Here is a 21096-nt window from a genome sequence, read left to right as displayed (position 1 = left end):
TCCGATACTGGAGGCGATGGACTGGTTCACGGCGCCCGGATACTGGCTCGGCCGACTGGTCTTCCAGCGGGCCCTGGCCGGTGTCTACCTCTTCGCCTTCGTCGGGGCCGCCCTGCAGTTCCGGGCCCTGATCGGGGCGCGGGGCATGCTGCCCGTGCCGCGCTACGTGCGGTACGTGCCGTTCCGGCGCGCCCCGAGCCTGTTCCAACTGCGCTATTCGGACGGGCTCTTCGCCGGGTGCGCCTGGGCGGGGGCGCTCCTGGCCGCGGCGCTGGCGGCGGGGGCCGGGGACGAGGTGCCGCTGGCCGTGGCCATGGGGATGTGGGCGCTGCTGTGGCTGCTCTACCTCTCCATCGTGAACGTGGGGCAGACCTGGTACTCCTTCGGCTGGGAGTCGCTGCTGCTGGAGGTGGGGTTCCTCGCGGTCTTCCTGGGCAACGCGCGGGCCGGGCCGCCGGTGCTGGTGCTCTGGCTGCTGCGCTGGGTGCTCTTCCGGGTGGAGTTCGGGGCCGGGCTGATCAAGATCCGCGGGGACTCCTGCTGGCGCAAGCTCACCTGCCTCTACTACCACCACGAAACGCAGCCGATGCCCGGGCCGCTGAGCTGGTTCTTCCACCATCTGCCGAGGCCGGTGCACCGGGTGGAGTGCGCGGCCAACCACGTGACGCAACTGGTGGTCCCGGTCCTGCTGTTCACCCCGCAGCCGGTGGCCTCGTACGCCGCGGGAATCATCGTGGCGACGCAGTTGTGGCTGGTGGTGTCGGGCAACTTCGCCTGGCTGAACTGGCTGACGATCACCCTGGCCCTGTCGGCCGTGGACTTCACCGGGCTCGCGGGAGCGCCCCCGGCCGCCGCCTCGCGGGCCTCGCCGGTGTGGTTCGCGGTCCTGGTGTGCGCCGTGACGGTGCTGGTGCTGGTCCTCAGCCGTCATCCGGTGCTGAACATGGTCTCGCGCCGCCAGGTGATGAACCGCTCCTTCGACGCACTCCACCTGGTCAACACCTACGGGGCGTTCGGCACGGTGGGACGGATCCGCGACGAGGTGGTGATCGAGGGCACCGCCGAGCGGGCACCGCACGCGGACGGGGCCTGGCGGGAGTACGGCTTCAAGGGGAAACCGGGGGAACTGCGCCGGATCCCGCGCCAGTTCGCCCCCTACCATCTGCGCCTGGACTGGCTGATGTGGTTCGCGGCGCTCTCCCCGGGCTACGCGCGCGAGTGGTTCGGGCCGTTCGTGGAGCGGCTGCTGACGGGCGACCGGGACACTCTGCGGCTCCTGCGGCACAACCCCTTCCCGGACACCCCGCCGCGCTACGTCCGCGCCCTGCTGTACCGCTACCGGTTCAGCACCTGGCGGGAGTTGCGCGAGACGGGTGCGTGGTGGCACCGCACGCTGCTGCGCGAGTACCTGCCGCCCACCCGTCTCGCCGATGCGGCCTGGTCAGAGCCCGAGTAGCGCCGCTTCCCGCTCCGCGTCGATGCCGGGTGCCGGCCGGTCGGGGCGCTGCGGGGCCACCCCGCCGAGCGAGCGGAGCCAGGCCCAGGTGTCGGCCACGGTCTCCTCGACCGGGCGGCACTTCAGGCCGGCGGCCAGGGCCTTGGACACGTCGCCGCTGTGCATGTAGTCGTGGAGCTCGCCCGCCGGGATCCAGACGGGAAGCTCGGTCCAGGGCTGGACGCCGGCGCGGCCGAGCAGGTCCGGGTCGGTCCAGCGCAGTTCGGCGCCGCCGCCGGTGGTGGCGGCGCAGGCGTCCAGGAGGCTGCCCATCGTGGCGTGCCCGGCCGGGGAGACCACGTTGTAGGGGCCGTGGTGCCCGGCGGTGGCCGCGTCGAGGGTCCAGCGCGCGAGGTCGCGCACGTCGATGTACTGGAGCGGGAGTTCCCGCGGGCCGGGGGCGAGGACGGGGCCGCCGCGGGCGGTGCGGTTGAGCCACCACGGCAGTCGGCCGACGTTCTCGTAGGGGCCGAGGATCAGCCCGGCCCGGGCCAGCAGGGCGCGGTCGCCGAAGGCTTCGAGGGCGGCGAGTTCACCGCCGCGCTTGTCCTCGGCGTAGGCGACGGACGCGGCGTCGGGCGAGCCCTCCACCACGGGGTTGGACTCGTCACCTCCGGCCGGGCCGGGGAAGGCGTACACGGAGCGGCTGGAGACGTACGCGTAGTGTCCGGCCCTCTCGCGCAGGAGGCGGGCGCTGTCGCGCACGGCGGTGGGGGCGCCGCCCCAGGTGTCGACGACGAGGTCCCATTCCCCTCGGGCCAGGGCGTCCAGGCCGCCGGGGGCGGTGCGGTCCCCGTGCAGGGCGGAGGTGCCCGGCGGGGGCGCGTGGTGGCCCCGGTGGAAGACGGTCACCTCCCAGCCCCGGTCGAGGGCGTCCTCGGTGATCGCGCGTCCTACGAATTCGGTCCCACCCAGCATCAGCAGCTTCATGTCCCTCACCCTGCCCGGCCTTCGGGTACGGCGGAAGTCATGATCGCCCTGAGCGATGACGCTGACGGCGTAGGCGGTCGGGGAACCGTTCGGGGTGCGGCAGCGCCCCCGGTGCGGATGGGCACGGGGGCGCACGTACCGCGCTCTTGCGGGTCAGTCGATGCCGGGCAGGATGTGTGCCTCCGCCAGGTCGTCCTCGTACCCCGCCAGCCTGATCGGGGCGGACCGCGCCCAGACCTCAAGGCTTCCGAGCTCGTCGGTTCGCGGCTTGGTCCGCGATCCCGTCCGCTCCATCAACGTCGGTTCGGGCTTCGTCATTTCAGTCACCGCGCACTCCTTCGTGTCGCGTACCCGGCAGGCGTGGCGCGCCGGGCTGGGAGGAAAGGGTTTCCGGACGCGGTGGCGCCTTGGTGGAGCGGGGCCCGGATGGGGCCGCCTGATGCCCCAGAGTACACATATGAGCGGGCCCCCGCTCGATAGAAAGGCAAAAACCACGTCGCCCTTTTGTTTTCGCCGCGAGTTCGGCAAGTCGTCGGCCCGCGGGTGCGACAAGCATGGTCCGCTCGCCTCCGGATGCGCACGGGGACGACGGAGGGAGCGGCGGTGGCGGGGGCCGGAGTACGGAGCTTCGAAGTGCCCCGCGTCACAAGCGTTCCGGAGCTGATGGATCTTCTGCAGGCCTGTCGTGGCGGCCGTGGACTGCGAACCGCGGCCCTGCTGCGCCGCGCCCATCCGTTCGACAAGGAGCTCCCGATCGCGGGCCTCGTACTGGATCTCGGCGAGCTGCTCCGTCCGGGTGACGCAGCGTCCCCGCGCGGTCACGATGTGGCGGAGGCGGTCCGTCCGTTGCTGGGCGAGCGGGTGGCCCGGTTGCTACGGCTGCAAGGGCGGGACGGGTACGGGGGCGAGCGCCGGGCCGACGCCCCGGCGGCGGCCGGTCCGGACGGCGAGGCGGCGGCGAACCTGCGCCAGGCGCACGACGGCGCCGGTGCGGCGGGCCTGGAGCCGGGCATGCCGGACGACTGGCGGCCGGTGCTGGAACTGGTCGCGGCGGGGGCCTACGGGGCCCTTCACGGCCGGAACGGGAACGACCCCCTCGGTTCGCCGAGGGGGTCGATCGCGGGACTGCCGTAAGGGCCGGAGCCGGGGCGGACCACCAGCTCCGCAGGGCCGGGGCCGGGGCGGACTACCAGTTCGCCGGGGCGTAGTCCTTGAGGAAGACGCCGAACAGGTCCTCGCCGGCCTCGCCGCGCACGATCGGGTCGTAGACGCGCGCCGCACCGTCCACCAGGTCGAGCGGGGCGTGGAAGCCCTCCTCGGCGAGGCGCAGCTTGTCGAAGTGCGGGCGCTCGTCGGTGATCCAGCCGGTGTCGATCGAGGTCATCAGAATGCGGTCGGTCTGGAACATCTCCTGGCCGCTGGTCCGCGTCACCATGTTCATCGCGGCCTTGGCGGCATTGGTGTTCGGGTGGCCCGCGCCCTTGTAACCGCGACTGAACACGCCCTCCATCGCCGAGACGTTCACCACGTACGCACGCCCGCTGGACGCCTTGCGCGCGGCCTCGGCCAGCGCCGGCCGGAGCGCGCTGATCAGGATGAACGGCGAGGTGTAGTTGCACAGCTGGGTCTCGAGCAGCTCCACCGGGGAGATCTGGTCGATGGTCTGCACCCAGGTGTTGGTCTCCACGACGTCCGGCAGCAGGCCGCCCGCGTCGATGGCGGTGCCGTCGAGGTGCCGTTCGAGGCTGGCGTTGCCCGCGACCAGGGCGAGGTCGGCGACCTTCTGCGCCTCGAGCCCGCTCACACCGACGGGCAGCGCCGCCAGGCCGTCGACCGCACCGGAGTTGAACGCGCCGATGACGTGGTGGGCGGGGAGCTCGCCCGCCGGCAGCGGGGCGCTCTCCCCCTCGACGAGCGCGGCGTACGCGGTGGGCAGGCGGCGCACGGTCTGCGTCGCGTTGTTGATCAGGATGTCCAGCGGACCGGCCGCAGCCACCTGGTCGGCGAGCGCCACGGCCTGGGCCGGGTCGCGCAGGTCGATGCCCACGACCTCCAGCCGGTGCATCCAGTCCGCCGAGTCCTCCATGGCCTTGAAGCGGCGGATGGCGTCCTTGGGGAAGCGGGTGGTGATCGTGGTGTGGGCGCCGTCGCGCAGCAGCCGCAGCGCGATGTACATGCCGATCTTGGCCCGGCCGCCGGTGAGCAGCGCGCGCTTGCCGGAGAGGTCGGCGCGGACCTCGCGCTTGGCGCGGTTCTCGCCGGCGCACTTCGGGCAGAGCTGGTGGTAGAAGTAGTCGACCTCGACGTACCGCGTCTTGCAGATGTAGCAGGAGCGCGGGCGCTGGAGTATCCCGGCGATCCGGCCGGCCTCCGTGACCGAGGTGGGCAGGATGCCCTCGGTCTCGTCGTCGATCCGCTCGGCGGAGCCGGTCGCGGTCGCCTCGGTGACGGCCTTGTCGTTGGCGGTCTTGGCCGCGCGGCGCTCCTGGCGGCGGCGCTGCTTGACCGTGCGGTAGAGACCGGCGGTGGCACGGCGTACGGTGATCGCGTCGGGGTGGTCGACGTCGAGCTCGTCCAGCTCGTCGAGCACACTGAGACAGAGGGCCAGCCGCTCGGGGTCGATACCGGGTCCGTACGCCTGCCCCTGGTCCTGGCTGTCTTCGGTCACCGTCATGGCCGCTGCGTTCCTTGATCACTCGTCCGCATCCGCCTGCTGCGGAAGTCCTCAAAAGAGGAACTGTACGGATCGCACGCGCCGGGAACCAAACCCGGCACCCTTCACCTCACGCGGTGCGTTTGTCCCGCCACTTTCCGCTACCGAAGGCTGCCGCCCGGCGCGCAGACTCGAGTACTCCTGTACTACGCCAGGAGTACTACTCGTGACCGCCTGTGGGCGGAGGAATAGCGAAGTTCGGTCGGGCATTGTGGACTTCATGAGTGCACTGGCGCTGTCGGTCCTGCTCTGTCTCGTGTCCGCCCTGGCGTACGCGGCCGGCGCGATCGTCCAGGAACGGGTCGCGGCGAGCACGCCCGACCGGCCGTACGCACCGCTGCGGCGGGCCGGCTGGTGGGTCGCGGTGGCGCTGAACGGCCTCGGCGCCCTGCTGCACGTGGTGGCCCTCGCGTACGGGCCGCTGAGCCTGGTCCAGCCCCTCGGTGCGCTCACCATCGTCTTCGCCCTCCCGATGGCGGCCGTGTTCGTACGCCGCCGGGCGGGCGCGGCGGCGTGGCGCGGGGCGGTACTGGCCACGGTGGGCCTCGCCGGCCTGCTGGCCCTGACCGGCGGCGACGGGCGGGCGGAGCAGCCCCTCGCGGGTGGCGAGCGCGGCCTGCTGCTGACCGTGAGCGGGATCGCGGTGGCGGCGCTGTTCCTGGCCTCTCAGCGGATGCACCGGGCGGTGCTGCGCAGCGTCCTGCTGGCCGCGGCAGCCGGTACGGCCTTCGGCATGGCCTCGGTGTTCACCAAATCGGTGGCGGAAGGCGTCACGCGGGGCGCGCCGGACGCCCCGTGGCCCGGCCTCGCGGCGATAGCGGTGCTGGCCTCGGGCGGGCTGCTGCTGTCGCAGGCGGCCTACCGGGGTGCCGGGCTGACCGCCCCGCTGGCCACGGTGACCGTGGTCAATCCCGTGGTCGCGGCGACGGTCGGCATCTCGCTCTTCGACGAGGGCTTCCGCTACGGAGCGGTGGGCACGGCGGCGGCGCTGGCCAGCGCCGTGGTCGCGGCGGCGGGACTGGTCCTGCTCACCGCCGTGCCCCCGCACGAGCGGGGGTCAGATGTCGACTCCGTGGGCGCGGAGGTACTTCAACGGGTCGATGTCCGTGCCGTAGCCCGGTCCCGTGCGCATCTCGAAGTGCAGGTGCGGTCCGCTGGAGTTGCCGGTCGAGCCGGAACGGCCGATCCGCTGGCCTGCGGACACCTGCTGGCCGGCCTTGACGCCGAGGGCCGACAGGTGGGCGTACTGGGAGAACCGGCCGTCGGTGTGCCGGATGACGACCTGGTAGCCGTACGCACCGGCCCAGCCGGCCGAGACGACCTGGCCGGGGCCGACGGACTTGACGGAGGTTCCGGTCGCCACGGGGAAGTCGACCCCGGTGTGGTAACCACTGGACCAGGACGAGCCCGCGACGCGGTAGGCGGTGCCGAGGGCGGCGTCGACGGGCGCGGAGAAGCCGCCCGAGACCGGCTTCTGCTGCGCTGAGGCGGGCTTTTCGGCCGGCTTTTCGGCGGGTTTGGCTGCGGGCTTCTGCGCCTGCTTCTCGACGGGCTTGGCGGCCGGCTCGGCGGGCTTCTGCACCTGCGTCCCGGCCGGCTTCTGCGCCGCCGGCTCCACGGGCTTCACCGGCTCGGCCGTGCGCGGCGGCTTCTCCGGGTTCTGCGCCGGCGGTGCCGGTGCCGCGGTGATCCGCAGGGTGAGCCGCTGCCCGGGGAAGATCAGGTTCGGATTGCCGCCGACGGTGACCCGGTTGGTCTCGTACAGCGCCTGCCAGCCGCCCTCGACGTGCTGCTCGGTGGCGATGGCCGAGAGCGAGTCGCCCGGCGCGACCACGTAGGGGTTCGGCAGGACGGACGTACCGGTCGGGCGGGGCGCGGCCGCCTGCTGCCCGGTGGCCGCCGCGGCCTGCTGCGGCTGGACCCGCGTCTGCTCCTGCGGCTGGCTCCGGGTCTGGGCGTGCTTCCCCGGCGCGACGGCCGGGGCCGGGCCGCTGCGGCTGAGCCCGGCCTTCTTGCCGCACTGGGGCCAGGCCTGCGGCCCCTGGCCCTTGAGGACCTTCTCGGCGACCGCGATCTGCTGGTCCTTGGTGGCCAGGTCGGCGCGGGGCGCGTAGGCGGCGCCGCCGAAGGCCCGCCAGGTGCTCTGGCTGAACTGCAGGCCGCCGTAGTAGCCATTGCCGGTGTTGATGCGCCAGTTGCTCGTCGACTCGCAGGCGGCGACCTTGTTCCAGGTGTCCACGGAGGCGGCGTGCGCGGTCCCGGCGCCGATGAGCGGGAGCGCGATCCCGGCGCCGCCGGCGGTGACGGCGAGCGAGGCCCGGTTGATGCTGCTCGGCTGATACCGGCGGTGCCGGCCCCGTACGCCCATGGGAGCCCCCCTCGAAGACATCAGGAACCGCACAACCTAACGTCCCAATCAGAGCATGACAAGGGGCGCAACAGGGCGCTCCGCAGGCGAGTTTGACGTCGCATCGGCTCGGGAGCCGCCGCGGGGCGGCCGCCTGGATGTAGCGTCGGTCATTCCCGCACACCGAAGCACGCAGGAGCGCACGCATGAGCACCAGCACAGCCCAGATCGGCGTCACCGGGCTCGCGGTGATGGGCAGCAACCTCGCCCGGAACTTCGCCCGCAACGGTTTCACCGTGGCCGTCCACAACCGCACCGCCGCGAAGACGACGGCGCTCGTGGAGGAGTTCGGCCACGAGGGCGCTTTCGTGGCGGCCGAGTCCGCGAAGGAGTTCGTCGATGCGCTGGAGCGCCCCCGGCGCATCGTCATCATGGTCAAGGCCGGGGATCCGACCGATGCCGTGATCCGCGAATTCGCCCCTCTGCTGGAGGAGGGCGACGTCATCATCGACGGCGGCAACGCGCACTTCCAGGACACCCGGCGCCGCGAGAAGGAGCTGCGCGAGCAGGGCATCCACTTCGTGGGCGTGGGCATCTCGGGCGGCGAGGAGGGGGCGCTGCTCGGCCCGAGCATCATGCCGGGCGGCTCCCCCGAGTCGTACGCCTCGCTCGGCCCGCTGCTGGAGAAGATCGCCGCGAAGGCCGCCGACGGCACGCCCTGCACCTCGCACATGGGCCCCGACGGCGCCGGGCACTTCGTCAAGATGGTGCACAACGGCATCGAGTACGCCGACATGCAGCTCATCGCGGAGGCCTACCACCTGCTGCGCGAGGTCGCGGGCTACTCCCCCGCGAAGATCGCGGAGACCTTCCGGGACTGGAACCGGGGGCGCCTGGACTCGTACCTGATCGAGATCACCGCGGAGGTGCTCGCGCACACGGACGCGGCGACGGGCCGCCCGTTCGTGGACGTCGTGGCCGACGCCGCCGAGCAGAAGGGCACCGGCCGCTGGACCGTGCAGATCGCCCTGGACCTCGGCGTGCCGGTGTCGGGGATCGCCGAGGCGGTCTTCGCCCGCTCGGTCTCGGGCCACACCGACCTGCGCAGGGCCGCCCGCGGGCTCGCCGGCCCGACGGCCGGCGCGCTGCCCGCGCAGGAGGCCGACGCGTTCGCCGCCCGGGTGGAGCAGGCCCTGTACGCCTCGAAGATCGTCTCGTACACCCAGGGCTTCCACCAGATCCGGGCCGGGAGCCAGGAGTACGGCTGGAACGTGGACCTGGGAGCGGTGGCCTCGCTGTGGCGGGGCGGCTGCATCATCCGGGCGGCGTTCCTGGACCGGATCCGGGCCGCGTACGACGCGCAGCCCAAGCTGCCGAGCCTGCTGGCGGACGACGGGTTCGCGGGCGAGATCGGGGCGGCCCAGGAGGACTGGCGGGCCGTCGTGGTGGCGGCGGTGCACCACGGGATTCCGGTGCCGGCCTTCTCCGCCTCGCTGGCGTACTACGACGCCCTGCGCGCGGAGCGGCTCCCCGCCGCCCTCACCCAGGGGCAGCGGGACTTCTTCGGGGCGCACACCTATCGGCGCACCGACCGCGCGGGCTCGTTCCACACCCTCTGGAGCGGCGACCGCTCCGAGGTCCAGACGGGCTGAGACGGGCCGGCCCGCTCGGTCGATCGGCTCGGCCGGCTCGGCCGGCTCGGCCCGCCCGGCCGGCTCGGTCGGCTGCGGCCCGCTCGGTCGGCTCGGTCGGCTCAGCTCCAGGGCCCGGGCTGCGGTACCGGCGCGGGTCCTGGCGGCGGAGGCACCGGGTCCGGCTCCGGGAAGGGGCCGGGCACGGGTGGCACCGGGCGCGGGAGCGGCGTGGGGTCCGGCAGGGGGCTGGGGTCCGGCGTCGGCTCGGGCTCGGGGACCGGCGGCTGCGTCTCTTCGAGTTTTCGCACCATATGGCCCATTTTCCCGCGAGGGCGCGAGGAATGCGCCCTACGACGCAGCCACCTGGCGCAGCCCCGCGGCCAGGCCCGGAGCCGGGCTGGACAGGACCGGGATGCGCGTCCTGACGAGCTCCGCGGCGCCGGCCATGGAGGCCTGGGCCAGCACGATGACGTCCGCGTCGGCGACGGAGTCGGCGACCGCGGCCACCCGGGCCAGGTATCCGGCGGTGTCCCCCGCCTCGAAGCGCTCCCAGGCCCCGTCGACCAGGTGCGCGCGGATCGCCAACGGCTCCGCGCCCGCCTCCTGGGCCAGCAGCTCCACGGTCGGCGCGAGGGTCGACTCCACCGTGGCCAGCACGGCGATCCGCACGCCGGTGCGCACCGCGACGGCCGCCATCGGCCGGTCCACGCGCAGTACGGGGACGCCGAGCTCCGTGGCCAGGGCCTCCGCGGTCGCCCCGATCGTCGAGCAGGTGACCAGGACGGGGCCGGGTCCCGCCTCGACGAGGGCCTCGCGGACGGCCGGAGCCACCGCCTCGGGGCCTTCGGCCCGGGCCCGCTCGAGCAGCTGCGGAACCACCAGGTGGCGCAGGGCGGCCCCCGGGTGGCTGCGGTCCCGCAGCGCGTCGAAGACGGGGACGTGCGCGGGCGAGGTGTGCAGCAGGGTGAGGTCGGGGCCGGTCACCAGAGGTCGGAGTCCGCGGCCAGCTGGGCCTTGGCCGCCGCCACGGTCTCGGCCGGAGCCCCGGGTGCCCGGTCGGGGTGTTTGGCGGCCCAGCTCGCTGCGTACGGGCAGAGCGGAACCACGGGGACCGCTTCGGCGGCGGCGATCCCGTAGAAGGTCTCCACCAGCCCTCCGGCGATGCCCCGGCCCTCGTGGCCCGGCTCGACCACGGTGTGGACCGCCACCAGGGCGTGCGGAGCCCGGGCGAGCACGAAGTAGGCGATGAAGCCGACCACCGCCCCGTCCTCGAGCGCCAGCAGCCGTCCGGCCTTCCGCGCGTCCTCGAACTCGATCGCCACGATCCCCGACTCCCCTCAGACGGCGGCCACCGCGTGGGGGCTGCGCTCCTGATCCGTACCCGGCACCGGGGCGGAGGGATCCGCACCCAGCTCGACGATCCGGTTGTCACCGTCGACGTGCACGACCCGGGGCTTCAGCACCCGCGCCTCGGCGTCCTCGACCTGCGCGTAGCTGATGAGGATGACCAGGTCCCCGGGGTGCACGAGATGGGCGGCGGCTCCGTTGATCCCGATGACCCCGGACCCGCGCTCCCCCTCGATGACGTACGTCTCCAGCCGGGCCCCGTTGGTGATGTCCACGATGTGAACGAGCTCCCCGGGCAGCAGGTCGGCCGCGTCCAGCAGGTCGGCGTCGATGGTCACGGATCCGACGTAGTGCAGGTCGGCCTGGGTGACCGTGGCCCGGTGGATCTTGGACTTGAACATGGTGCGAAACATGAAGAAGCTCCCGATTGGTCTGCTCCCTGCCTGCTTCCCGCAGGTCAAGGGCGGTCTCGGCAGAGTACAACGATTAGCATGTCCGGTCAGCTGTCCCAGGTCTTTCCCGAGTCATCCTGACCCGGCATGCAAGCCGGACGCCGCCGGCCGTCATCCGCGAACCGAATCCCCGCGCAGCCTGCCCGGCCAGGCGTTGGGCGGGGACCCGCGTCCCGCAGACGCCGCCCACACGGTGTCAGGTGCGGACGATCTCCGCAGCGCCGAACGAGACGTCGAACCGGTCACACCAGATGCTGACGCTCGTGTACGCCGACCAGTCGGCATCGGCCGGCAGCGGGTAGTTCTGGTCGCCCTTGTTGCCCTTGAGCTTGGCGAGGTTGAGGTACTTCCCGTCGTCGAAGACGCTCCAGCCGGCCTTCCCCTCCTTCACCGGCGCGTCGCTCAACCACACCCGGAGCTCGGGGCCGTTGCTCGTGTCCAGCCCCTCGAGGCGGAGGGTGTGGGTGCCGTCCGCGAGTCGGATGATCTTCACCGTGCCCGTCGTCTCGTGTTCGTGGCTGATAAACGATCCCTGTGCCACGGTGGTGGGACCGGCGGGCACCTGGGACGGCGTCGCGGTCGCGGGGGCCGGCGTTGCGGGCGCCGCCGTCGGCGTGGCCGCGGAGGGCAGCGCCTCGTTCACGGTGTCGTCCACCCACAGGGCCCAGGGCTTGAACCACACCAGTCCGGCCGCCAAGACCACTGCGGCCACGACGGCGGCCGCGGCCCACCACTGCTTCCTCGTGACGCGCCCCACGGCGCACCTCCTTCGAACGTTCCGTCTCCTGCGGCCATCCAAAGCGAGCGCGCCGACCCGGGGGAAGCCCGGACCCGATGACGAAACCATTACGTCCCGCAGGCGGGGCCCCGCTCCGACGTGTCACTCCCGGGCGGCGTCCGTTCGCCGATCAGCACGGCCGCGCCCCCGGCCCCGGACGGTGTTGCGTCCGACTGCAGCCGACCGCCTGATCAGAGATCGTGATGGTCTGGGACGTGGGCGACCGGTGCCGTGTTCCCTGCCCCGACTTGCCCGGCTGCCCACATGCGCCGAGGTACAAACGACCACGAAAGCGCCTCTGGCGACCGCCCCCCTGACCTCTGAAAGGTGCTCGATGAAGGTCGATGTGATGACCGAAGCCGTGATCGCGGCCCCGTGCGACCGGGTCGCCTCCTACGCGGCCGACCCCATGCACGCACCCGAGTGGTACGCGAACATCACCTCCGCAGCCTGGCAGACCCCGCCCCCGATGGCGGTCGGCTCTCGGGTGTCCTTCGTCGCCCGATTCCTCGGGCGACAGCTTGCCTACACGTACGAGATCACCGCGTACGAACCCGGGCAGCTGCTGGTGATGCGGACGAAGCAGGGTCCCTACCCCATGGAGACCACCTACACCTGGGAGCCGTACGGCGAGGCCTCGGACCACACCCGCATGACGCTCCGCAACCGGGGGGAACCCCGAGGCTTCGCCGCGCTCGGGGCGAGCGCGATGGCGGCGGCCATGCGCCGCGCGCAGAACAAGGACCTGGCACGGCTCAGCACGCTGCTGGAGCAGTGAGCAGGGATGTCATGGGGGCGGCGCCGGAGTGCTCGCTCGGTGGGGACCCACGTGGACGATGAGCTCCTTGCGGCAGCCGCCGAGAGGCGGGCCGGCGCGGAGCCCGTCACTTCGTGGCCCTGCGCGCCCGTGCGGACCGCCTGGCCGCCCTCGTCCCGTGCCACATGCGTACGAGAAGGACGGCAGCCGAGGCGGCGAACAGGCCGGCGGTGATCAGCAGCCACCGCGCCAGGAATCCGTCCGCGGGAAGCCCGGTGGACGCGGTGAAGTGATCCACCTGTCGGAAGACGAGTGGCCACCAGACCACCAGGAGGACACCGGCGACGAAGCACGGCACCCGGACGTGGTTGACGCTCACCCGCCGCAGGGGGCTCCCCGAACCCGCCGCAGGTCCGAAGAGCGCCTGCGCCGCCCGGTCCGTCACCGAGTACAGCGGCAGCAGCACCAGGTCGTGCAGGAGTGCGGCGCCGACGAACCACAGGGCCACGCCGAGGCTGTCCCCCTCGAGGAGTCGCAGGCCCGCATGGACGGCCAGGGCGAAGGAGGAGAGGACGAGGAGCAGGTGGAGCGGGGAGGCGCCGTAGCGGCGGCGGAAGGCGATGGTGCCCGCGTGCGGGAGGCGGAACTTCATGCCGGTTCCCCGAAGGTGAGGCGGGTGACCCACTTGGTGTTGTGGACACCGGGGGCGCCCGGCACGATCACGCGGGCCGGGTATCCGTGATCATGGGAGAGGACGGCCCCGTTGACGCGCAGGGCGAGGAGCGAGCGGGCGTCCCGGGCTTGGTTGTCGCGCAGGACCACGGAGCTGAACGACCCGCCGCGCTGCACCGACTCCACCAGCACCTGCGGGGTGTTCGTGCCGAGCCCGACGAGAGCGGCCAGCTCGGTGAGGCGGACTCCGGTCCAGTGCTGGTCGGGGGTCGACCATCCCTCCACGCAGGCGATGGGCAAAGACGACTCGCTCCGGGGCAGGGCCAGCAGTTGGCCGTAGGTGAGGTCGACCTGCCGGCCGGCACCGCGTACGGTCAGCCGCCAGGCGGGGCCGATGTCGCTGGACCGGATGCCGACCGAGGCTGCGGTCTTGTTGATCTGGAAGCCGTTCGGTCCGGAGCCGGGGTCCTGCCCGTGCGGGGCGAGCAGCGCCGTCTGCCGGAACCAGCCGCCCACACTCTGCCCGGCGGTCACCACGATCAGCGCCAGCGACCCGAGCCCGACCATGCCCACCGCACCCCGGCGGGAGATCGTCGGCGCTGCCGGACGGGGCGGGACCAGTCCGGCAGCGTCCTGCGCACCGGCAGCGTCCTGCGCACCGGCCGCGTCCTGCGCACCGGCCGCCGGCTCCCCCGGCCGGAGCCCTGCCGCGCGCAGGGCCCTCGGCAGGCGGAAGACCACGTGCACCACGAAGGCACCGATGAACACCCAGGCCCCGTAGAAGTGCAGGGTGTAGAAGGAGCCCGGGAAGACGTAGTGCAGCTGCACGTTGAGGATGCCGGTGGCGAATTCGAACCCCGCGCCTCCCACCAGCAGGAGCAGGGACAGGCGCTCGATGCCGTGGGCGACGGACCGTACCGCAGGCCACGCGAACAGCTTCGGGATCACCGACCAGAGTTTCGCCAGGAGCACCGGCACCAGCGCCACCCCGAGCGTGACGTGCACCCCCTGGGTGACCCGGTAGAGCCAGTACGGGGACGTCGGCCAGGAGAAGAGGTAGAACCCGAGCCATCCCTTGTCCGGCGTCTGGTCGTTCACCACAGCCAGATCCGGGTTGTAGGCGGCGTACGACAGCAGGCCCGTCAGGAACAGGACGGTGACGCCGATCAGCAGGACCAGCCCGAGCACCGCTGTCAGCCACGGCCCCCGCAGGGGGCTGCGCCAGAACTCGGGACGCGACGGGCCCGGCGGCGGCCCGGCCTGCCGTGCGGATGCCAGGGCCGCCCGGAGTCGTGCCGACGACCGCACGGACCGGCCCCTGCCCGGTTGTGGACGCGAAGGGCCGGCCGGTGCAGCCGGTGCACCGGCCGGCCGAGGTGCGGGCCGGTCCGGTGGCCCCTGCTCCTTGGGCGAGGGCCGTGGCGCGTCGTCGGAGCCGACCGGCCCGCTGCCATCCGCATCCACGTCATACCTCCACAAACCCCCGTATGCCAGGGTCTACCGCACATCTCCGCCGAGGAGAACATGCCGCACCGGAGCCACGGACCTCCGGTGACACGCCAGCCCGCAGCCTCCTCGCACGAGTCAGCCGTCCCTCGGGGTGCCGCTCGCCTTGCCGCTCCCGTATGGCGGAGGCCTTGCGTGCCGCGTGGGAGACCGCCCTGATGTGCGGCACTGCGTAGCGTCCTGGGCATGCGCGTACTCGTCACCGGAGGAGCCGGGTTCATCGGCTCCCACATCGTCACCGGCCTCAAGGGCCGTGGGCACGAGCCCGTCGTCCTCGACGCCCTGCTGCCCGCCGCCCACCCCGACGCGCCACCCCTGCCCGACGCGGAGTTCGTCCGGGCCGACGTACGGGACGCCGAGGCGGTCCGGGCGGCGCTGCACGGCGTGGACGCGGTGTGCCACCAGGCGGCGATGGTCGGCCTGGGGAAGGACTTCGCGGACGCCCCCCAGTACGTCGGCTGCAACGACCTCGGGACGGCGGTGCTGCTGGCGGAGATGGCGGCCGCCGGGGTCCTGGAACTCGTGCTCGCCGGGTCGATGGCGGTCTACGGAGAGGGCCGCTACACCTGCGGGCGGCACGGAACGGTACGCCCCGGCCCGCGCCGGACCGAGGACCTCGCGGCGGGGCGATTCGAACCGCGCTGCCCCGACTGCGGAGCCGAGCTCGCCCCGGGTCCGGTGGGCGAGGACGCACCGACGGCTCCGCGGAACGTCTACGCGGCGACGAAACTGGCCCAGGAACACCTGGCGGCCTCCTGGGCCCGGTGTACGGAGGGCCGCGCGGTCTCGCTGCGCTACCACAACGTCTACGGGCCGGGGATGCCACGCGACACGCCCTACGCCGGGGTGGCCTCCTTCTTCCGCTCCGCGCTGGCCAGGGGCGAGGCCCCCCGGGTCTTCGAGGACGGTGCGCAGCGGCGGGACTTCGTCCACGTCACGGATGTGGCCTCGGCGAACGTGGTGGCGCTGGAGGCGGTCGGCGGCATGTCCGCCGGGCGGTTGAGCGCGTACAACACCGGGAGCGGGGAACCGCACACGGTCGGCGAGATGGCGTCCGCACTCGCTTCGGCGCACGGCGGACCGGAGCCGGTGGTCACGGGCGAGTTCCGCCTCGGCGACGTTCGGCACATCACCGCCGACTCCGCCCGGCTGCGCCGCGAGCTGGGCTGGCGTCCGGAGGTGGGCTTCGCCGACGGGATGGCCGAGTTCGCCCGCTCCGGTCAGCGTGCGTCGGCGGGTTCCGCCGGCTGAGGCCGCACTGCGGTCCGGGAAACGGGACGCGGAAGCGGAGGGGGCAGCGGAAGCGGAAGCCGCAGCGGCAGCGGCAGCGGAGGTGGCAGCGGCAGCGGCAGCCGCAGCGGCAGCGGCAGCGGCAGCGGCAGCGGCAGCGGCAGCGGCAGCGGCAGCGGCAGCCGAGCCGACGACGACGCCGTGGGCCGGCTCCGCTGCGGGTCGAGTGCGGAGGTCAAGGGTCAGAAGGTCTACGCGCGGGCCGGGAGGGTCAGTTCGAAGCGGCAGCCGCCCGGCACGTTGCGGACGTCGGCGCGGCCGGAGTGGGCCTCGACGATGCCCCGGACGATGGCCAGGCCCAGGCCGGCGCCCGCGGGAGGGGTACGCGCCCGGGACCCTCGCCAGCCGGTGTCGAAGACGCGGGGCAGGTCCTCCTCCGGGATGCCGCCGCAGGCGTCGGTGACCGAAAGCACCACCGCGTCTGCGCGGCGTTCGGCGGCGATCGCGACCGTGCCGTCGGCCGGGGTGTGGCGGATGGCGTTGACCAGCAGGTTGGACAGCACCCGGGTCATCTCCTTGCCGTCGACCTCCACCGGCAACGGGGCCACGCCTCCGCCCGCCAGGCGTACCCCGTGCTCGCGGGCCAGGGCGTCCGCACCCGCGAGCGCATCGCCGACCAGGTCGTAGAGGGACATCCGGGTGGGGCTGAGGCTGAGGGCGCCCGCATGGATGCGGGACAGCTCGAACAGGTCGGTGACCATGGAGTTGAGGCGCTCCACCTCGGCGCGCATCTGCTGGTGGTAGCGGGCCGGATCGGCCACCATGCCGTCCTCCAGCGCCTCCGACATCGCCCGCAGCCCGCCCAGCGGGGTCCGCAGATCGTGGGAGATCCAGGCCACGAGCTCCCGCCTGGAGGTCTCCAGTGCCCGCTCGCGTTCGCGTGAGGCCTCGAGGCGCCGGCTGGTGAGGGCCAGTTCGCGGCTCAGGGCCGCGAGTTCGGCCGGGGCGGGTACGGAAGGAGCCGTGAAGGTGCCTTCCTCCCCGAAGTCGCGTGCCGCGCCGACGAGCTCCCGGCAGCGCAGCACGACCTGCCGCCCCAGCAGCAGCGCCGTGCCCAGCGACACGGCGGCGGCCATCGCGACGACGGTGGTCACCACGGCGAGGTCGTGGGAGGACAGGAACATCGCCCGGGCCACCGCGAGCGTCCCGGCGAGCATCGCGGACACGGTGACGGCCGCGACGACCGCGAGGGAGACGGCGACGCTCCGCCGTCGCAGTATCCGCAGCGCGACGGCGCCGAGCAGCCCGGCGGCGGCCGCGCCGAGGAAGGCGTACAGGGCGATCAGCAGCAGGTCACGCACGGCCGTCCTCCGCCAGGGTGCCGGCCCCGGCCGCCGCGCGGGCGGAGGGGTGGGGGGCCGACTCGAAGCGGTATCCGGCGCCCCACACGGTCCGGATCAGCTGCGGATCGGCCGGGTCCTTCTCGATCTTGCTGCGGAGCCTGCGGACGTGGACCGTGACGGTGGAGAGGTCGCCGAAGTCCCAGCCCCAGACCTCGCGCAGCAGCCGCTCCCGGTCGCAGACCTGGCCGGGATGCCGGAGGAAATAGACGAGGAGATCGAACTCCCGCAGTGTCAGGGGAAGTTCCGCCCCGTCTCGCGTCACCCGGCGGGCTGCGGGGTCCACCTCCAGACCGGCCGCCGCGAGCCGGGGTTGGTCCGCGGGGGCCGCCGAGGACGCACGGCGCAGGACCGACCGCACGCGCAGGACCAGCTCGCGCGGGCTGAAGGGCTTGGTCACGTAGTCGTCCGCGCCCACCTCGAGGCCCAGGATCCGGTCGTCCTCGTCGCCGCGCGCCGTGAGCATGACCACGGGCAGGGAAGGCCTCCCGCCCGCCCGGGCCCGCAGCCGGCGGCAGACCTCCAGGCCGTCCATGCCGGGGAGCATCAGGTCGAGGACGACGAGGTCGGGCCGGTGCCGGGCGGCGGCTTCCAGCGCCGCGGGACCGTCCGCAGCCCGGTACACGGTGAATCCTGCCCGCTCCAGGTAGCCGGCCACGACCTCCGAGACGGTCGGGTCGTCGTCCACCACCAGGACGCGGCCCGTGGCGTCGCGGGAGGCGGGGCCGGGGTCGGTCTCGTTGCTCGATTCCATGCTCCCAGGGTGGCATCGCTCCGCCGCCGTACGGCCCCGGGTCTGCCGCCATGCGGCGCGGTGTCCGCGTTTCGCACGGTCTTCGGGCCCCTTTCCCGCCGTCCGGTTCCTACGGTGTCGAGGGTGACTCCTTCTGCTTGTCGTCCGCCGAGCGCGGACCTCGTACTGCCGTGCCTCGACGAAGCGGAAGCCCTGCCCTGGGTGTTGGCGCGCGTGCCGGCCGGCTGGCGGGCCATCGTCGTCGACAACGGCTCCACCGACGGCTCCGGGGAGATCGCCCGCGACCTCGGCGCCACCGTCGTGCACGAGACCCGTCGCGGCTTCGGGGCCGCCTGCCACGCCGGACTGCTCGCCGCACGCGCCGAGCTGGTCTGCTTCTGCGACTGCGACGCCTCCATGGACCCCGGCCTGCTCGCCCCGATGGCCGAACGGGTCGCGACCGGCGAGACGGACCTGCTGCTCGGCCGGCGCCGCCCGCAGCAGCGCGGGGTCTGGCCGGCGCACGCCCGGGCCGGGAACTTCGCCCTGGCCCGGATGCTGCGCCGCCGTACCGGCTTGAGGCTGCACGACCTCGGGCCGATGCGGGTCGCGCGCCGCGAGGCACTGCTCGGTCTGGAGCTGACCGACCGGCGCAGCGGATACCCGCTCCAGATGGTCGTACGGGCCGCCGACGCGGGCTGGCGGGTGGCCGAGACGGACGTCCCCTACCTGCCCCGGTCGGGGAAGTCCAAGGTCACCGGAACGTGGCTGGGTACCTGGCACGCGGTGCGGGACATGCGCCGGGTGCTGGCCGAGCCGCCGGGGGCCCGGCCCGCACCGGCCGCGGGCGCCTGCGCATGAGCACCCTCCTCGTCATCGCCAAGGCCCCCGTCGCGGGGCGCGTGAAAACCCGGCTGACCCCGGTGTTCACCCCGCAGCAGGCGGCCGGCCTGGCCCTCGCCTCGCTCCAGGACACCCTCGCCGCGGTCCTCGCCGCACCGGCCCGGCGCCGGGTCCTGGTCCTCGACGGACAGCCGGGGCCTTGGCTCCCGGACGGGATCGAGGTCGTCCCGCAGGGCGCGGGCGGCCTGGACGCCCGGCTGGCCGCCGCCTTCGCCCTGGCCGACGGGCCCGCCCTGCTCATCGGCATGGACACCCCCCAGGTCACCCCCGGCCTCCTCGCGCTCGGGCTCGACTTCACCGAGGCGGACGCCTGGTTCGGGCCCGCCGACGACGGGGGTTTCTGGGCGCTCGGGCTGGCCGACCCCGACCCTGCCCTCCTGCTCGGCGTACCCATGTCCGTGGCACGGACCGGCGAGGTCCAGCGGCGGCGCCTCACCGACGCGGGGCTGGCCGTACGGAACCTGCCCGGGCTGTGCGACGTGGACACCCCCGCCGACGCCGAACGGGTCGCCGCGGCCGCACCGCGCACGCGCTTCGCCGCCCTGCACTCCGGCCTGTGCGCGGTGAGGCGATGACCGCCCAGCCCACCGGACCGGCCCCGCCCACCCGGCGGGGCCCGCGCAGGTCGCCGGAAGACCCGACGCAGCGCGGACGGCCATGGCGCGGCCCCGCATCGGACGGCCCGTTCCCGGAACGCTTCCGCAGGTGAAACCCCTTGCCGCCCGCGCGCCCCGTACCGCGCTCGTCGCCACCGCCTCGGCCCTCGCCGTGCTCACCACGGCCCTCGTCCTGACGGTCCGGTACGGGGGCCACTCCGGTGGCCCCGTCGGGCTGTTCTGCTGGTACGCGGCCTGCTGGGTGCTCTTCGCCGCGGCCCTGCAGGCGCTGCGCCGGGCCCCCGCCCGGCACGTCGCACGGCTGATCGTGGCGGGGGCCGTCGCCGTCACCGCGACGGGGCTGGTGGCACCGCCGCAGACCAGCACCGACTCCTACCGCTACGCCTGGGACGGCCGCGTCCAATCCGCCGGCGTCTCCCCGTACGACCACGCCCCGCGGGACCCGGCGCTCTCCCGGCTGCGCGACCCCTGGCTCTTCCCCACCGGCACCGCCTGCGCGGGCCAGGACCTCGCGCCCCTCCCGCTCCACGACGGCATCCGCCGCTGCACCCGCATCAACCGGCCCGCCGTCCACACCGTCTACCCACCCGTCGCCGAGGCGTACTTCCTGGCCGTCGACCGCCTTTCTCCCCCCGGTGCCCGGCACAAGCCCCTCCAGATCGGTGGCGCCCTGATCTCCGTCGGCGTCACGGGCGCGCTCCTGCTGATCCTGCGACGGCGCGGCGACGACCTGCGGAAGGCCGCGTACTGGGCCTGGTGCCCGGCCGTCCCCGTCGAGGCGGTCAACAACGCCCACATCGACGTCCTGGGGGTGCTCCTTGCAGTCGCCGGGCTCGGACTCGTCGCCTCCCGGACCCTGACCCGGCGGACGGCCGGCGGCGGGCTGATCGGCGCCGCCGTCGCCACGAAGCTGATGCCGGCCGTCGTCCTGCCCGGCGCGTTGTCCGGCGTCCGGCGCGTCCGCGACGCGGCCGCCGTACTGCTGCCCGCCACGGCCTTCGTCGTACTCGCCTACCTCCCCTACGTCCTGCTCTCGCACGGCTCCGTCTTCGGCTCCCTCGACGGCTACGTGCAGGAGGAGGGCTACGAGGACCCCTCGGCCGGGGCCCGCTATTCGCTCCTGCGCCTGGTCCTGCCCGACTCCTGGGCGCTCCCCGCACTGGTCGCCATCGTCACCGGCACGTCCCTGTACGTGATGTGGCGCGGCGACCCGCGCCGTCCGTGGAGCGGCGCCCTCGTGGTCACCGGCTGGGCGTTCGTCCTCCTCACGCCCGGCTACTCCTGGTACGCACTGCTCCTCGTCGCACTGGTCGTCCTCGACGGACGCTGGGAATGGCTGGGCATCGCACTCGCGGGCGCCGCCGTCTACGTCCTCGGCCCGTCCTTCGGCCACCCACCGGCGCTCGGCGGCCTCGCGTACGGCGCCGCGACCGCCCTCGTCCTCGTGACGGGCCGGGTCCGACGGCGGGCCGTGGCGCAGGGGGTCGCGGACCCGGCCACGGCATCAGGCCCAGGCTCTCCCCCGCCCCTGGACCGGAGCGCGACGGACGACGCCCGGTGAGGTGCCCATCGGGGCCATGGA

20 protein-coding genes and 1 pseudogene are annotated in these 21096 nt (G+C 73.6%); 9 read left to right on the top strand and 12 right to left on the bottom strand.

Annotated elements, in window-relative coordinates:
* Nucleotides 1-16 precede the first annotated feature (16 nt).
* Nucleotides 17-1456, top strand: a complete 1440-nt coding sequence (locus tag AB0D44_RS17060) for a lipase maturation factor family protein (RefSeq protein ID WP_362590932.1) — start codon at nucleotides 17-19, stop codon at nucleotides 1454-1456.
* On the opposite strand, the gene AB0D44_RS17055 is transcribed toward AB0D44_RS17060, so the two are convergent.
* Together AB0D44_RS17055 and AB0D44_RS17050 are read right to left on the bottom strand one after the other, a co-directional pair.
* The gene (locus tag AB0D44_RS17055) at nucleotides 1442-2425 is read right to left on the bottom strand and encodes an NAD-dependent epimerase/dehydratase family protein (RefSeq protein ID WP_362590929.1); all 984 of its coding nucleotides are present in this window, start codon (nucleotides 2423-2425) and stop codon (nucleotides 1442-1444) included. The two genes, AB0D44_RS17060 and AB0D44_RS17055, sit on opposite strands and share 15 nt — an antisense overlap.
* Before the next feature lie 153 nt (nucleotides 2426-2578).
* Nucleotides 2579-2752: a hypothetical protein gene (locus tag AB0D44_RS17050; RefSeq protein WP_362590989.1), complete on the bottom strand. Its 174-nt coding sequence runs from the start codon at nucleotides 2750-2752 to the stop codon at nucleotides 2579-2581.
* Between the two features lie 336 nt (nucleotides 2753-3088).
* On the opposite strand from AB0D44_RS17050, the gene AB0D44_RS17045 reads away from it, so the two are divergent.
* On the top strand, nucleotides 3089-3559 hold the full coding sequence (locus AB0D44_RS17045) for a hypothetical protein (protein WP_362590926.1): 471 nt from the start codon (nucleotides 3089-3091) through the stop codon (nucleotides 3557-3559).
* 52 nt (nucleotides 3560-3611) lie between these two features.
* On the opposite strand, the gene AB0D44_RS17040 is transcribed toward AB0D44_RS17045, so the two are convergent.
* Entirely contained in the window at nucleotides 3612-5099 is a 1488-nt protein-coding gene (locus AB0D44_RS17040) for an SDR family NAD(P)-dependent oxidoreductase (protein WP_362590924.1), read from the bottom strand.
* Between the two features lie 259 nt (nucleotides 5100-5358).
* Between AB0D44_RS17040 and AB0D44_RS17035 the strand changes: the two are divergent.
* A pseudogene (locus AB0D44_RS17035) lies at nucleotides 5359-6171 on the top strand (DMT family transporter); the annotation flags it as partial.
* Between the two features lie 24 nt (nucleotides 6172-6195).
* Here the strand turns inward: AB0D44_RS17035 and AB0D44_RS17030 are convergent.
* Complete coding sequence (locus AB0D44_RS17030; protein ID WP_362590922.1) at nucleotides 6196-7506, bottom strand: transglycosylase family protein; 1311 nt, start codon at nucleotides 7504-7506, stop codon at nucleotides 6196-6198.
* Nucleotides 7507-7691: 185 nt separating this feature from the next.
* On the opposite strand from AB0D44_RS17030, the gene gndA reads away from it, so the two are divergent.
* Nucleotides 7692-9137 carry an NADP-dependent phosphogluconate dehydrogenase gene (gndA, locus tag AB0D44_RS17025; protein WP_362590920.1) on the top strand — a complete coding sequence of 482 codons (1446 nt, stop codon included), beginning with the start codon at nucleotides 7692-7694 and terminating at the stop codon, nucleotides 9135-9137.
* A gap of 330 nt (nucleotides 9138-9467) precedes the next feature.
* Here gndA and AB0D44_RS17020 read toward each other — a convergent pair whose 3' ends face one another.
* The 4 genes from AB0D44_RS17020 to AB0D44_RS17005 all read right to left on the bottom strand — a co-directional run bounded on the left by AB0D44_RS17020 (nucleotide 9468) and on the right by AB0D44_RS17005 (nucleotide 11675).
* Entirely contained in the window at nucleotides 9468-10106 is a 639-nt protein-coding gene (locus AB0D44_RS17020; protein ID WP_362590986.1) for an aspartate/glutamate racemase family protein, read from the bottom strand.
* Nucleotides 10100-10444 carry a GNAT family N-acetyltransferase gene (locus AB0D44_RS17015; protein ID WP_362590983.1) on the bottom strand — a complete coding sequence of 115 codons (345 nt, stop codon included), beginning with the start codon at nucleotides 10442-10444 and terminating at the stop codon, nucleotides 10100-10102. The genes AB0D44_RS17020 and AB0D44_RS17015 overlap by 7 nt, the downstream gene beginning before the upstream one ends.
* 12 nt (nucleotides 10445-10456) lie before the next feature.
* Nucleotides 10457-10879 (bottom strand): aspartate 1-decarboxylase, encoded by a 423-nt coding sequence (gene panD / locus AB0D44_RS17010; RefSeq protein WP_362590917.1) that lies wholly within the window; start codon nucleotides 10877-10879, stop codon nucleotides 10457-10459.
* A gap of 235 nt (nucleotides 10880-11114) precedes the next feature.
* Complete coding sequence (locus AB0D44_RS17005) at nucleotides 11115-11675, bottom strand: DM13 domain-containing protein (protein WP_362590915.1); 561 nt, start codon at nucleotides 11673-11675, stop codon at nucleotides 11115-11117.
* A gap of 355 nt (nucleotides 11676-12030) precedes the next feature.
* Between AB0D44_RS17005 and AB0D44_RS17000 the strand changes: the two genes are divergently transcribed.
* A complete protein-coding gene (locus tag AB0D44_RS17000; protein ID WP_362590912.1) occupies nucleotides 12031-12474 on the top strand; it encodes an SRPBCC family protein in 444 nt (147 codons plus the stop codon).
* A 106-nt stretch (nucleotides 12475-12580) separates the two neighbouring features.
* Here the strand turns inward: AB0D44_RS17000 and AB0D44_RS16995 are convergent, their stop codons facing one another.
* Both AB0D44_RS16995 and AB0D44_RS16990 read right to left on the bottom strand, forming a co-directional pair.
* Entirely contained in the window at nucleotides 12581-13105 is a 525-nt protein-coding gene (locus AB0D44_RS16995; protein WP_362590909.1) for a hypothetical protein, read from the bottom strand.
* A complete protein-coding gene (locus AB0D44_RS16990) occupies nucleotides 13102-14403 on the bottom strand; it encodes a molybdopterin-dependent oxidoreductase (RefSeq protein ID WP_362590980.1) in 1302 nt (433 codons plus the stop codon). The genes AB0D44_RS16995 and AB0D44_RS16990 overlap by 4 nt, the downstream gene beginning before the upstream one ends.
* A gap of 414 nt (nucleotides 14404-14817) precedes the next feature.
* Here AB0D44_RS16990 and AB0D44_RS16985 point away from each other — a divergent pair, with 414 nt between their 5' ends.
* Nucleotides 14818-15882, top strand: a complete 1065-nt coding sequence (locus AB0D44_RS16985; protein ID WP_362590906.1) for an NAD-dependent epimerase/dehydratase family protein — start codon at nucleotides 14818-14820, stop codon at nucleotides 15880-15882.
* Nucleotides 15883-16112: 230 nt separating this feature from the next.
* On the opposite strand, the gene AB0D44_RS16980 is transcribed toward AB0D44_RS16985, so the two are convergent.
* Together AB0D44_RS16980 and AB0D44_RS16975 are read right to left on the bottom strand one after the other, a co-directional pair.
* Nucleotides 16113-17222 (bottom strand): HAMP domain-containing sensor histidine kinase, encoded by a 1110-nt coding sequence (locus AB0D44_RS16980; protein WP_362590903.1) that lies wholly within the window; start codon nucleotides 17220-17222, stop codon nucleotides 16113-16115.
* Nucleotides 17215-18015, bottom strand: a complete 801-nt coding sequence (locus AB0D44_RS16975; RefSeq protein ID WP_362590900.1) for a response regulator transcription factor — start codon at nucleotides 18013-18015, stop codon at nucleotides 17215-17217. The genes AB0D44_RS16980 and AB0D44_RS16975 overlap by 8 nt, the downstream gene beginning before the upstream one ends.
* Nucleotides 18016-18138: 123 nt before the next feature.
* On the opposite strand from AB0D44_RS16975, the gene AB0D44_RS16970 reads away from it, so the two are divergent.
* From AB0D44_RS16970 to AB0D44_RS16960, 3 genes are all read left to right on the top strand, one after another.
* Nucleotides 18139-18855 carry a glycosyltransferase family 2 protein gene (locus AB0D44_RS16970; RefSeq protein ID WP_362590897.1) on the top strand — a complete coding sequence of 239 codons (717 nt, stop codon included), beginning with the start codon at nucleotides 18139-18141 and terminating at the stop codon, nucleotides 18853-18855.
* Nucleotides 18852-19472, top strand: a complete 621-nt coding sequence (locus tag AB0D44_RS16965; protein WP_362590894.1) for a DUF2064 domain-containing protein — start codon at nucleotides 18852-18854, stop codon at nucleotides 19470-19472. Before AB0D44_RS16970 ends, AB0D44_RS16965 begins: the two co-directional genes overlap by 4 nt.
* Nucleotides 19473-19602: 130 nt before the next feature.
* Nucleotides 19603-21075: a glycosyltransferase 87 family protein gene (locus AB0D44_RS16960; RefSeq protein ID WP_362590892.1), complete on the top strand. Its 1473-nt coding sequence runs from the start codon at nucleotides 19603-19605 to the stop codon at nucleotides 21073-21075.
* Nucleotides 21076-21096 lie beyond the last annotated feature (21 nt).

This window comes from Streptomyces sp. NPDC048349, from assembly GCF_040651925.1.
Classification (GTDB): domain Bacteria; phylum Actinomycetota; class Actinomycetes; order Streptomycetales; family Streptomycetaceae; genus Streptomyces.
The sequence above is the reverse complement of the archived record's forward strand: the minus strand, read 5'-3'. Positions and strand labels throughout refer to the sequence as shown.

What these genes read in the sequence shown, in the direction of transcription:
- AB0D44_RS17060 (WP_362590932.1), top strand. Translation starts at nt 17, where the DNA reads ATGGACTGGTTCACGGCGCCCGGATACTGGCTCGGCCGACTGGTCTTC.
- AB0D44_RS17055 (WP_362590929.1), bottom strand. Translation starts at nt 2,425, where the DNA reads ATGAAGCTGCTGATGCTGGGTGGGACCGAATTCGTAGGACGCGCGATC.
- AB0D44_RS17045 (WP_362590926.1), top strand. Translation starts at nt 3,089, where the DNA reads ATGGATCTTCTGCAGGCCTGTCGTGGCGGCCGTGGACTGCGAACCGCG.
- AB0D44_RS17040 (WP_362590924.1), bottom strand. Translation starts at nt 5,099, where the DNA reads ATGACGGTGACCGAAGACAGCCAGGACCAGGGGCAGGCGTACGGACCC.
- AB0D44_RS17030 (WP_362590922.1), bottom strand. Translation starts at nt 7,506, where the DNA reads ATGGGCGTACGGGGCCGGCACCGCCGGTATCAGCCGAGCAGCATCAAC.
- gndA (WP_362590920.1), top strand. Translation starts at nt 7,692, where the DNA reads ATGAGCACCAGCACAGCCCAGATCGGCGTCACCGGGCTCGCGGTGATG.
- panD (WP_362590917.1), bottom strand. Translation starts at nt 10,879, where the DNA reads ATGTTTCGCACCATGTTCAAGTCCAAGATCCACCGGGCCACGGTCACC.
- AB0D44_RS17000 (WP_362590912.1), top strand. Translation starts at nt 12,031, where the DNA reads ATGAAGGTCGATGTGATGACCGAAGCCGTGATCGCGGCCCCGTGCGAC.
- AB0D44_RS16995 (WP_362590909.1), bottom strand. Translation starts at nt 13,105, where the DNA reads ATGAAGTTCCGCCTCCCGCACGCGGGCACCATCGCCTTCCGCCGCCGC.
- AB0D44_RS16985 (WP_362590906.1), top strand. Translation starts at nt 14,818, where the DNA reads ATGCGCGTACTCGTCACCGGAGGAGCCGGGTTCATCGGCTCCCACATC.
- AB0D44_RS16975 (WP_362590900.1), bottom strand. Translation starts at nt 18,015, where the DNA reads ATGGAATCGAGCAACGAGACCGACCCCGGCCCCGCCTCCCGCGACGCC.
- AB0D44_RS16965 (WP_362590894.1), top strand. Translation starts at nt 18,852, where the DNA reads ATGAGCACCCTCCTCGTCATCGCCAAGGCCCCCGTCGCGGGGCGCGTG.